Below are 11,114 nucleotides of genomic sequence, written 5' to 3'. Positions count from 1 at the left end.
GCGACCCCTGCCGGCGGATCGGCCGTGCGTCCGGTTGTGCCTCGGCCGAACGGCCGATCCTAGAGTGTTCGCCGTGACTATTCGGGTTCTCATCGCAGACGACCAGCAACTGGTGCGCACCGGCTTCCAGATGATCCTGGACGCCCAGCCGGACATGGAGGTCGTGGCGGCCGTCGCCGACGGCGCCGAGGCCGTCTCCGAGGCCAGGCGGCTCCGGCCGGACGTGTGCCTGCTCGACATCCGGATGCCGAAGCTGGACGGGCTGGAGGTCACCCGCGCCCTGGCCGGGCCGGGCGTGGACAACCCGATGCGGGTGGTCATCGTCACCACCTTCGACCTGGACGAGTACGTCTACGGGGCGCTGCGGGCGGGAGCCACCGGCTTCCTGCTCAAGGACAGCGGCCCGACGCTGCTCATCGAGGCGGTCCGGGCGGCGGCCGACGGGGAGGCGCTGGTGTCGCCGTCGGTGACCGTGCGGCTGCTGCGGCACCTGTCCCGGCCCGAGCGGGGCGCCCCCGCCCCCGACGAGCCGCTGACCGAACGGGAGCTCGACGTGGTGCGGCTGGTGGCCCGGGGCCGCACCAACCAGGAGGTGGCCGCCGAGCTGTTCGTCTCGCTGTCCACGGTCAAGACGCATCTCGGCAGCATCCAGGCCAAACTCGGTGTCCGGAATCGGGTGGAAATCGCAGCTTGGGCGTGGGAATCCGGCGTGGTGCGCTGATTAACAGCGAGCTCAGCGGGATAGAAGTGAATGAGAACCTCAGCGCATGGCCCGGGGGGAGAACAACGTGCGCTACGCCCAGGCACCGCCCACGAGAGCCGCTTCCGCCGTCTACGCGTCGCTCGCCGCGCAGGTCCTCTGCCTGGGCGCGCTGGTGACGTTCGAGCTGGTCCGCGGGCGCAGCCTCGCCGCCCAGCTCGCGGCCTTCGACGGGCGTCCCCGCGGCGCCGAGGCCGAGGCCGTCGTGGGCGCGGTCACGCTCTTCGCCGTCCTCATCCTGCTGCTCGGCGTCGCCACGATCGCCTGCGCCGCCGCGTACACCACCTGGCTGATCCGCGCCCGGCACGTCGGCGACCGGCACGCCCCCGCCGGGCCGGTGGCCGCCGCCTGGCTCATCCCCGGCGTCAACCTCGTGGCGCCGGTCCTGCTGGTGGACGCCCTGTGGCGGGGCTCCCTGCCGCCGGACGGCCGCCGGCGGCGCTGGCTCGCGCTTCTGGCGGCGTGGTGGGCGAGCTGGCTGACCACGCTGGCGCTGGTGACCGTCCGGCTGCCGCTGGAGACGTCGGCCGACGGGCTGACCGGGGTCGGCGTTCCGGAGCTGGTGGCGCTGTCGGCGGCGGCGCTGCTGTGCGCGGCGACCGTCCGGGAGATCACGGCCGTGCAGTGCGCGGCGCGCGGGGTGGCCGTTCCCACGCTGCTGCGCCTGCGCCGGCCGGCGGCGCCGCCGGAGTCGGCGCCGCTCGGCCAGGCGAGCTGACCGCGGTTCTCACGCCGCCGTGGGACCGGAGCTGCCGGGGCTCGCGTGCCACAGCAGGCGCGGCGGCGACGTGACCGCCGGGCCGAGATCGGAGTACGGCGAGAGCCGGAAGCCGTTGGCGTACTCGATCGGCCGACCGCCCACGCCGCCCCGCGGCTGCGTCTCGCGGGCCATCAGCGCCCGGACCGCCTCGATCCCCTCCGCACGCCACACCCGGTCGAGGTCGGCCAGGCTCCAGCAGTCCACCGCGCGCAGCGAGACCGCCCGCGTGCCCGTGCGGCGGACCACGCCCTTGGCCACCATCAGCCACGACCCGAACACCGTCGCCGCGCACCTGCCCTGCACCGACTCGAAGAACGTCAGGTCGACCGGACCCGTCGAGTCGTCGAGCGTGGCGAAGATGACCCGCTGCCCCGAGCGCACCGCCGGCGTCTGCGTGGCCACCTTGACCCCCGCGACCAGCACCTCGGCGCCGTTGCGCTGGCGCAGCAGGTCCTTGGAGCGCACCACGCCGAGCGCGTCGAGCAGCTCGTCGTGGAAGCTGATCACGTGGCGCGAGACGTCGATCCCGAGGATCTCCAGCTCGGCCTCCACCATCTCGGCCTCGGTCATCTCGGGCAGCTCGCCCGGCGGCACGTGCTCGCCGAACCCCAGCGGGAGCTGCACGGCTGCCGCCTCCCCCTCGCGCCCGCCGCCCGACGGGGCGGGCCCGGCCGGGGCGTAGCGGCGGGAGCGGCCGGCCGTGGCGTGTCCCACGCCGGAGGCGGCGGAGGCGCGTTCGAGGGCGCCCACCTGGGCGACGAGGTCGCGGCGGGTCAGGCGGCCGGGCCGCCAGCGCTCGCCCGGGCCGCCCGGGCTCAGGCCGTGCAGCGCGTCCATCCCGCCCACCTGCACGATCCGCTCCATGATCGGCCGCGACGGCCGGGCGCGGTCCCAGAAGTCCGCCAGCGACGTGTACGGCCGGCCCGCGACCATGCGGTCCACCTCCGCCTCGCTCACCCCCTTGACCGCCGAGAACGGCACCCGCAGCGCGTACCCCTTGCCCAGCTCCTCGGCCTTGAAGGGGACGCGCCGGGGCTCGTCCCCCTCCCCCAGGGCGTCGGCCCGGACCTGGAGCCGCAGCGGCGGGCGCGGCCCGAGGCGCTCCACCTGCCAGTCGCGGCCCGACCTGTTGACGTCGAGCGGCAGGATGGCGACCCCGCACTGCCGGGCCTCGTCGATGATGACCCGCTGCGGGTACATGCCGGGCTCGTGCGTGAGCACCCCCGCGAAGAACGCCGCCGCGTGGTGCCGCTTGAGCCAGGCCGACTGGTAGGTGGGCAGCGCGAACGCCGCCGCGTGCGCCTTGCAGAACCCGAACCCGCCGAACGCGTCGAGCACCTGCCAGGCCCGCTCCACGGTCGCGTCGTCGAACCCGTTCGCCCTGGCCAGCGGCACGAACGTCTTGCGGACCAGCTCCCGCCCCTCGGGCGTGCCCAGCGAGCGCCGCAGCATCTCGGCGAACGACAGGTCGCGGCCCGTCATCGCCGCGATGACCCTGAGCACCTGCTCGTGGAAGACCACGACGCCGTGCGTCTCCTTCAGCGGCTCGCGCAGCCGCTCGTGCGGGTAGTACGCCGCCCGCCACCCGTGCCTGGCCTCCAGGTACGGGGTGACCATGTCGGAGTTCACCGGTCCGGGCCGGAACAGCGAGATGTCCACGATCAGGTCGTGCATCGCGCGCGGCTCCAGCTTGGCGACCAGCTCGCGCTGGCCGGGCGACTCGATCTGGAAGCAGCCCAGGGTGCGGGCGGCGCAGATCATGTCGTAGGTGTCCTGGTCGTCGTGCGGCACGTACCGCACCTGTGCGTCCCCCGCGTCCTCCTGGGCCTCCTCGGGGGCGCTCTGCTCGTCCAGCCGGACCCTGACGCCGTCGACGCGCTCGATCTCGCCCAGCGCGTACGCCATCGCCGACTGCATGCGCACGCCCAGCACGTCCAGCTTGAGCAGCCCCGCCTCCTCCACGTCCTCCTTGTCGAACTGCGACATCGGGAAGCCCAGCAGGCTGCGCTCCACCGGTGTGCGGTCGCGCAGCCCGGCGTTGCCGATGAGCACCCCGCACGGGTGGAGCGCGATGTGCCGGGGCAGCCCGTCGAGCTTCTCGGCCAGCCTGAACACCCGGTCCAGCCCCGCCTCCGCCAGCCTGCTGTCGCGCAGCTCGGGCAGGTCGCTCAGCGACGCGGTGATCTGCTTGGCCCGGATGTGCGGGAACGCCTTGGCGATCGCGTCGATCTCGTACGGGGGCAGGCCCATCGCGCCCGCCACGTCGCGGATCGCGCTGCGGGCCCGGTAGGTCTCCATCATGGACACGCAGGCCACGCGCGCCTCGCCGTACCTGTCGAAGATGGCCTGGTAGCAGTCGAGCCGGCGGGCGGACTCCACGTCGACGTCGATGTCGGGCAGCCCGACGCGGCCCTCCGACAGGAAGCGCTCCATGAGCAGGCCGTGGTCCAGGGGGTTCACCTCGCCGATGCCGATGAGGTAGTTGACCAGGCTGCCCGCGCCGGAGCCGCGGATGGCGCACCGGACGCCCATGCGCCGGATCATGCTCGTGATGTCGGACACGGCGATGAAGTAGCCGGACAGGCGCTTGCGCTCGATGATGTCCATCTCGTCCCGCAGCCGCTCCCGCGCCTCGCGCGAACGGGCCAGGCCGCGCCCGGCCATCCCGTCCTCCACCCGCCGGCGCAGCAGCGGCACCGGGTCGGCGCCGATCTCGGGCAGGTGCAGGGCGGGCGGGTCGCCGCGCAGCGCGAGCAGCTCGCCCGGGTCCATCACGCACTGTTCCGCGACCCTGCGGGTGGCGCGCAGCAGGTCGGCGGCCCGGCGCGCGTCGGAGCCGCAGATCTTGGCGGCCACCCGGGCCATGTCCTTGGAGCCCTTGAGGTAGGCGTGGGAGGTGGTGCGTTCCAGATGGCGCGGGTGCAGGGGGACGAGCTGGCGGGCCGCGTCGAGCACGTCGCCCACCTGGTGGTCGTCCGGGTCGAGGTACCTGACGGCGTTGGTGAGCACGGCGGGCACCCCGGCGGACTCGGCCAGAGCCAGCATGTGGACGGCCGTGATCGCGTCGCGGAAGCCGTACTGGTCGACCAGCTCGACCACCACCCCGGGCACCATGGAGCGCCACAGGGCGAGCAGCGCCCGGGCCCGGTCGTCGTGGCGCGCGGCCATCGCCCGGCCCACGTCGGACCGTGGGCCGAGCAGCACCACGAGAGCGTCGTCGGGGGTGTCGCCCGGGCCGGCCCACGCGGCCACCATCTCGCGGGTCACGCGCGGCTCGCCGCGCTCGCCCGCGTAGTGGGCTTCGGTGACCAGCCGGGCGAGGCGCGACCAGCCGTTCGAACGGGCCAGCACGGTGATCCGGTCCTCGGCGTCGGCCCCCGTGCGGGGGCGGTGCCGTTTGCGGCTCTCGCCCGGGGCCCCGGGATGTCCGAGGCCGTCGAACGCGCCGCCGGGAGCACCGCCGGGAGCGCCGTCGAGGGCACCGCCGAGGGCACCGCCGAGGGCGCCGTCGAGCGAACTGCCGTACCCGAGGCCGTCGAGTGTGCCGTCGGGCTCGGCGAGGGCGAGGCTGACGCCGAAGACGGGCCCGATCCCCGCGTCCGCGCACGCCTGCGCGTGCTTGACCGCGCCATACAGACCGTCGCGGTCGGTCAGCGCGAGGATGTCCATGCCGTCGTCGGCCGCCCGCCGCGCCAGCTCGCGCGGGAACGCGGTGCCGTACCGCATCGAGTAGGCGGAGGCCACGTTGAGGTGCGGGAACGGCGCGGCCATCAGTCCCACGCCCTCATGAGCAGCCATCCGCCGCTGGCGGTGTCGAACCTCAGCTCGTACGAGCCGGCCTCGCGCCCCGGACTGGCCTCGACCCGCCAGAACTGACGCTCACCGGGATCGCCCTCCCGGATCTTCCACCACTCCCGCGCCACCACCCAGTGGTCGAGGACGCGGCGCACGAGGTAGAGCCGGTCGCGCCAGACGAACTGGCTGGGCTCGCCGTCGCGCGTCCAGACCTCGATCGGATCGCCATAGAGTCTGCTCAAGACGCCTCTCCCCGCGGCTTCGTCGACTGTGTCCAGCCACCCGGGGGAAGGCGGGTGTTCTTACATATCGAACATATGTTCTTTGCGGCGTCGAGCGCAAGTCGCTCACGCCTGCCCGGCCGGTGCGGGTGAGCCGGCCGGGGAGCCCATGTCGCGGGGAGCCCGTGTCGGCCCGCCCGGACGAGGCCGATATCGGTAAGCTAACCCGCCGTGAGCGGTGAAACCTCCCACATCGGGCGCTACAGGTTGCTGAGCGTGCTGGGCAGGGGCGGGATGGGCACGGTGCACCTCGCCGAGGACACCGCGGGGCAGCGCGTCGCCATCAAGGTGATCAACCCGGAGTTCAGCCAGCACGACCAGTTCCGCATGCGTTTCCGCCGGGAGGCGGACGCCGCCAGGCGGGTGCGCAGGTTCTGCACCGCCGCGGTGCTGGAGGCCGACCTCGACGGCCAGCTCCTCTACGTCGTCACCGAGTACGTGCCCGGGCCCAACCTGGAGCAGGCCGTCGAGCAGTCGGGGCCGCTGCGCGGGTCCAGCCTCGACGCGCTGGCCGTGAGCGTGGCCACCGCGCTCACCGCCATCCACGGGGCCGGGGTGGTCCACCGCGACCTCAAGCCGTCCAACGTGCTGCTGTCGCCCGTCGGCCCCCGGGTGATCGACTTCGGCATCGCGCGGGCTCTCGACACGCTCGGCGGGGTCACGGGCACCGGCGAGATCGTCGGCACGCCGCGCTACATGGCGCCCGAGGTGCTGCGGGGCGACCCGGTGTCCGCCGCGTGCGACGTGTTCTCGTGGGGCTGCCTGGTGGCGTACGCGGCCAGCGGCCGGGCCCCGTTCGGCGGCGAGACGCTGCCGGCGATCGTCTACCAGGTGCTCAACACCGAGCCCGACCTGAGCCAGGTGGATCCCGGGCTGCGCGAGCTGGTGGCCGCGGCCCTGCGCAAGGACCCGGCGGCCCGGCCGACGGCCCAGCAGCTCCTCGACCACCTGGTGGGCCGCTCGGCGGCGCCGGAGCAGACGGCCCGGACGGTGCAGCTGAGCTGGCAGCAGCCGGGGACGACGCCGTTCACCCATCCGGGAGTGCCCGGCGGCCTTTCGCATGCCGGCTCCGGAGCCTCGTACGGCGCTCCCGGGACCTCCTTCGGGGGCGGCGGTTCTTCGCCGGGGGGACGCAGGCCGGCGAGGGGCCGGCTGGTGGCCGGGATCGCCGCCGCCACGGTCGTCCTCGCCGGCGCGGGGATCGGCGGCTGGGTGCTGCTCACGCCCGGCAGCCCGCCCGAGGGCCCGGTGCTGCTCCAGGAGGACTTCACCCAGACCTCCGGCGGCTGGGGCGGCACCTACGACCCCGACGACACCGCGTCCTACGGCTACCGGAGCGACGGCACGTTCGGGATCGACGTGGAGGACACCTACGAGGAGCGCCGCATCAAGGCGCCCACGTCGTACCTCATCGCCTCGCCCACGGGCCCGCCCCTGCCGTCGAGCACGCCGACGCCGATGATGCCCATGAGCGTGGTGGTCGGCGTCACCGCGCAGGTCCGGCAGGTCGTGGGCGGCGGCGAGTACGGGGTGTACTGCCGTTCGGCCGACGACTCGACGTCGTACGAGTTCGGCCTGGACACCAAGGGCCAGGCCCGCATCCGGCGCGTCCTGGACGGCTCGGGCGGCACGCTGGCGCAGCCGGTCAAGGTCGACGGCGAGCCGGGCCGGGTCCGCATCGAGGCGTCGTGCGAGCAGCACGGGACCGGCGTCCGGCTCACGATGTGGGTGAACGGCGAGCAGGTCCAGCAGGTGGACGACCCGAGCGGGCTCGGCAACGGGTACGTGGGGCTGTTCGCCCGCACCCCCAAGGGGGACGACTCGGTGCTGAGGATGTCGTTCGACGACTTCGAACTGCGCGGCCCGAAGCAGACCTGAACCCGCCCGCGACTCCGTCACCGGGCTCGGGCGCGGCGTCCCGTGGAAGGGCCGCCTACAGGACTCCGGCGCGGGCGGCGGCGAGGGCGGCGTCGGCGGCCCGACCGGCGTCCTCCCGGCTCACCGGCTCGTGGGCGACGAACAGCCGGTAGTAGACGGGCGCGACCGCGACCCGCACCACCTCGCGGGCGTCGACCGTGACGGGCAGCTCCCCACGCTCCACGCCCCGCCGTACGACCTGGGCCGACTGGTCGTGACGCGCCTCGAAGAACGCGTGCAGCGCCCGGGCGGCCTCCGGGCTCTGCATGGCCGCCGCCACGAACGCCGACGAGACGGGCCCCAGCTCCGGGTCCTCGAACCCGCTGCGCACCAGCTCCACGACCCCGCGCAGGTCGCCCTCGACCGTGCCCGTGTCGGGGACCGGCCACGGCTCGTGGGCGGCCAGCTCCAGCGCGTCGGCGATGAGCCCTTCGACGTTGCCCCATCGCCGGTAGACGGTCGTCTTGTGGACGCCCGACCGCTCCGCCACGTTCTCCACGGTCAGGCCGCGGAACCCGTGCTCGGCCAGCTCCGCGAGCGTGGCCTGCCGCACCGCGTCACGGACCCGTGCGCTGCGTCCGCCGGGTCGCTTGGTCACTTCCAAAGACAACTCCAGTTGCGTTAGATCCTCACACCTGCCACACTAAAGCTACACCCGTTGCGATTGGAGCTCCATCCTGACCATCCTGCTTCGAGACATCACCAAGTCCTACGGCCACCGCAGGGTTCTGTCCGGCGTGTCCCTGTCCGTCCGGCCGGGCGAGCGCCTGGGCATCGTGGGCGAGAACGGCTCGGGCAAGTCCACGCTGCTCCGGCTCCTGGCCGGCGCCGAGCGGCCCGACTCCGGCGAGGTCGTCGCGACGGGCGAGATCGGCCACCTCGGCCAGACGCTCGGCCTGCCGCCGCACCTCACGGTCCAGCAGGCGATCGACGCCGCGCTGGCCGGGCTCCGAGCGATGGAGCGCCGCCTGCGCGAGATCGAGGCCGCCCTCGCCGCCGACCCCGCCACCGGGCAGGACACCCTGCTGGAGGAGTACGGCGAGCTGCTCACGGCGTTCGAGACGCGGGGCGGCTACGAGGCCGACGCCCGGGTCGACAGGTCCCTGCACGCCCTCGGCCTGCCCCACCTCGCCACGAGCTCCGCCCCTTCTCCACGCTCAGCGACTCTCGTGCCGGCGACCGCGACACCCGGCCAGGACGAGCCTTCAGGACCCTGCGGGGAGGAGCCCACGACGCGCGGCGGGGAGGGACGTTCCGCCACTCCTGGCGGTCGTGACCGCACCCTGGGGAGCCTGTCGGGCGGCGAGCAGGCGCGGCTCGGCCTGGCGTGCGTGCTGGCCGCCGCCCCGGCGACGCTGCTGCTGGACGAGCCGACCAACCATCTCGACGAGTCCGCGCTCGGCTGGCTGGAGGAGCGGCTGACCGGCTACCCGGGCACGGTCGTGGTCGTGTCGCACGACCGGATCTTCCTCGACCGGGTGGTCACCGCCGTGATCGAGGTGGAGGGCGGCGACGTCACCCGCTTCGGCGGGGGCTACACCGGCTTCCTGACCGCCAAGGCGGCGGCCCGGGCCCGCTGGGAGCAGGCGTACACCGCCTGGCGCGAGGAGGTCCGTCAGGTGCGCGAGCACGCCGCGACGACCGCCCACCGCGTGGCCGTCGGCCGCGCCATGCGCGACAACAACAAGATGGCCTACGACCGCAACGCCGGCCGCGTCCAGAGCTCGATCGCCAGCCGTGTCCGCAACGCCCAGGAACGCCTGCGCCGTCTGGAGGCCGACCCGGTCCCCCGGCCCCCCGACCCGCTCCGCTTCCACGGTGCCTTCACCGCCTCCTCCCCCGAGGCCGCGACGAGTTCGGAGACCACTCCCCCGGACGCCGCCGACCCGCACAACCCCCGTCCCCCGTCCGCCGCCCACGCGCGTACCCGTGCGGTGGTGGCCGAGTTGCGTGACGTCCGCGTCGCCGACCGGCTGTGCGTGGAGTCGCTGGTCATCCGGTCCGGCGACCGCCTGCTCGTGCACGGGCACAACGGCGCGGGCAAGTCCACGCTGCTGCGGGCCGTCGCCGAGCGGGCCCGTGGCCGGGTGGGCCACCTCGCCCAGGAGACGTGCTTCGACCCGTCCCTGCCGGTGCTGGAGGCGTACGGCCACGGCCATCCCGACGAGCGGCGGGCCGCGCTGCTCGCCACCGGCCTGTTCCGGGCCGGGGCGCTCGACCTCAGGGTGGGCGAGCTGTCCGTGGGCCAGCGGCGCAGACTGGCGCTGGCCCGGCTGCTCGCCGAGGAGCACGACGTGCTGCTGCTGGACGAGCCGACCAACCACCTGTCCCCGGACCTCGCCGAGGCGCTGGAGCAGGCACTCGACCACTTCACGGGCACCCTCGTGGTGGTCACGCACGACCGCGCCCTCCGGCGGCGATTCCGGGGGACGCGGCTGGAAGTCTCAGGAGGACGCGTATGTCACTGACCATGATCCCGCAGGGCGCCCCCTACGGCGTCGCGACCGGCCCGGACGGGGCGCTGTGGTTCACGCTGGTCCATCAGGGGATGGTCGGCAGGCTCGTGCCCGGCGAGGAACCGGTCGTCCACCGGCTCGACCCGGCCGACGGCGGACCGACCGTGATCACACCGGGCGCCGACGGGGCGATGTGGTTCACCGAGTTCCAGGGCGGCCGGGTCAGCCGCATCACGGAGACGGGCGAGGTGACGTCCTTCGCGGTCGGCGCGCCGTACGGCATCGCGGCCGGGCCGGACGGAGCCATGTGGTTCACCCAGTTGCAGGCCGACCGCGTCGGGCGGATCGCCGGTGACGGCACGGTGACCGACTTCGAGGTGCCGCTGAAGGGCGGCATGCCCTCGGCCCTCACCGCCGGGCCGGACGACGCCATGTGGTTCACCCTCAACCAGGGCGACGCCATCGGCCGGGTCGCGCTCGACGGGGAGATGACGATCCACCGGCTGCCCACGCCCGGGGCCGCGCCCGTGGGCATCACGGCGGGGCCCGACGGGGCGCTGTGGTTCGTGGAGATCGGCGCCGGGCAGATCGGGCGCATCACCGTGGCGGGCGAGGTCACGGAGTTCCCGCTGCCCGACCGCGCCTGCCGTCCGCACGCCATCGTCTCGGGGCCGGACGGGGCACTGTGGTTCACCGAGTGGGCCGCCGACCGCCTCGGCCGCATCACGCTGGAGGGCAAGGTGGACGAGCACGACCTGCCGTCCCCGTCCCCGTCACCGTCCTCCGCGTCCTCCGACTCTTCCGTGTCCTCGTCCTCCGCCCCCTCCCACTCTTCCGAGTCCTCCACATCCTCGGACGCCTCCGCGTCGTCGGTGTCCTCCGCGTCCTTGGAGTCCTCCAGTTCCTCGGAGTCGTCCGCCCCCTCCGGGTCCTCCACCACGTCCTCGGAGGGAACGGGCGGGCAGGCGGGGCAGGCGGGGGCCGGGCCGGACGCCGGTACCGCCCGCGCCGAGCCGCACGGCCTGACGGTCGGGCCCGACGGCGCCATCTGGGTCGCTCTCGAAGCGGGCGCCCTCGCCCGGGTCGAGATCTCCTGACACCTCCGGGCGCGGCGCGACAGCCGACGCCGTCCGGCCCGTGACCAG

8 protein-coding genes and 2 pseudogenes are annotated in these 11,114 nt (G+C 74.2%); 7 read left to right on the top strand and 3 right to left on the bottom strand.

The genetic code is table 11. The annotated features are described in order from the left end of the window. The first annotated feature begins 73 nt into the window (after positions 1–73). Positions 74–721 carry a response regulator gene (locus HT134_RS21050; RefSeq protein WP_175602108.1) on the top strand — a complete coding sequence of 216 codons (648 nt, stop codon included), beginning with the start codon at positions 74–76 and terminating at the stop codon, positions 719–721. A gap of 46 nt (positions 722–767) precedes the next feature. Next, positions 768–1,478, top strand: coding sequence for a DUF4328 domain-containing protein (locus HT134_RS21045; RefSeq protein ID WP_175602107.1), 711 nt, complete (start codon positions 768–770; stop codon positions 1,476–1,478). 9 nt (positions 1,479–1,487) lie between these two features. Here HT134_RS21045 and HT134_RS21040 read toward each other — a convergent pair whose 3' ends face one another. Further along, positions 1,488–5,291: a DNA polymerase III subunit alpha gene (locus HT134_RS21040; RefSeq protein WP_175602250.1), complete on the bottom strand. Its 3,804-nt coding sequence runs from the start codon at positions 5,289–5,291 to the stop codon at positions 1,488–1,490. Beyond that, positions 5,291–5,557: a DUF6504 family protein gene (locus HT134_RS21035; protein WP_175602106.1), complete on the bottom strand. Its 267-nt coding sequence runs from the start codon at positions 5,555–5,557 to the stop codon at positions 5,291–5,293. The genes HT134_RS21040 and HT134_RS21035 overlap by 1 nt, the downstream gene beginning before the upstream one ends. A 210-nt stretch (positions 5,558–5,767) precedes the next feature. Here HT134_RS21035 and HT134_RS21030 point away from each other — a divergent pair, with 210 nt between their 5' ends. Next, positions 5,768–7,474: a serine/threonine-protein kinase gene (locus tag HT134_RS21030; protein WP_312888284.1), complete on the top strand. Its 1,707-nt coding sequence runs from the start codon at positions 5,768–5,770 to the stop codon at positions 7,472–7,474. A 55-nt stretch (positions 7,475–7,529) separates the two neighbouring features. Here HT134_RS21030 and HT134_RS21025 read toward each other — a convergent pair whose 3' ends face one another. Further along, positions 7,530–8,111, bottom strand: coding sequence for a TetR/AcrR family transcriptional regulator (locus tag HT134_RS21025; RefSeq protein WP_312888283.1), 582 nt, complete (start codon positions 8,109–8,111; stop codon positions 7,530–7,532). A 139-nt stretch (positions 8,112–8,250) separates the two neighbouring features. Here HT134_RS21025 and HT134_RS48295 point away from each other — a divergent pair. The 4 genes and pseudogenes from HT134_RS48295 to HT134_RS21015 all read left to right on the top strand — a co-directional run. Then, positions 8,251–8,640, top strand: a pseudogene (locus HT134_RS48295) (ATP-binding cassette domain-containing protein); the annotation flags it as partial. Between the two features lie 141 nt (positions 8,641–8,781). Next, positions 8,782–8,886 (top strand): annotated as a pseudogene (locus tag HT134_RS48290) (ATP-binding cassette domain-containing protein); the annotation flags it as partial. A 297-nt stretch (positions 8,887–9,183) separates the two neighbouring features. Beyond that, positions 9,184–9,981 carry an ATP-binding cassette domain-containing protein gene (locus HT134_RS48285; RefSeq protein ID WP_446685761.1) on the top strand — a complete coding sequence of 266 codons (798 nt, stop codon included), beginning with the start codon at positions 9,184–9,186 and terminating at the stop codon, positions 9,979–9,981. Then, entirely contained in the window at positions 9,972–11,066 is a 1,095-nt protein-coding gene (locus tag HT134_RS21015) for a Vgb family protein (protein ID WP_175602104.1), read from the top strand. Before HT134_RS48285 ends, HT134_RS21015 begins: the two co-directional genes overlap by 10 nt. Positions 11,067–11,114 lie beyond the last annotated feature (48 nt).

Source organism: Nonomuraea rhodomycinica, assembly GCF_013363995.1.
GTDB classification, from domain to species: Bacteria; Actinomycetota; Actinomycetes; order Streptosporangiales; family Streptosporangiaceae; genus Nonomuraea; species Nonomuraea rhodomycinica.
Note: the sequence above shows the minus strand (reverse complement) of the source record. Positions and strands in the feature narration are given on the sequence as shown.

Excerpts from the sequence above, each read along its gene's own strand:
- HT134_RS21015 (WP_175602104.1), top strand. The coding sequence starts at position 9,972 with ATGTCACTGACCATGATCCCGCAGGGCGCCCCCTACGGCGTCGCGACC.
- HT134_RS48285 (WP_446685761.1), top strand. The coding sequence starts at position 9,184 with ATGCGCGACAACAACAAGATGGCCTACGACCGCAACGCCGGCCGCGTC.
- HT134_RS21045 (WP_175602107.1), top strand. The coding sequence starts at position 768 with ATGGCCCGGGGGGAGAACAACGTGCGCTACGCCCAGGCACCGCCCACG.
- HT134_RS21040 (WP_175602250.1), bottom strand. The coding sequence starts at position 5,291 with ATGGCCGCGCCGTTCCCGCACCTCAACGTGGCCTCCGCCTACTCGATG.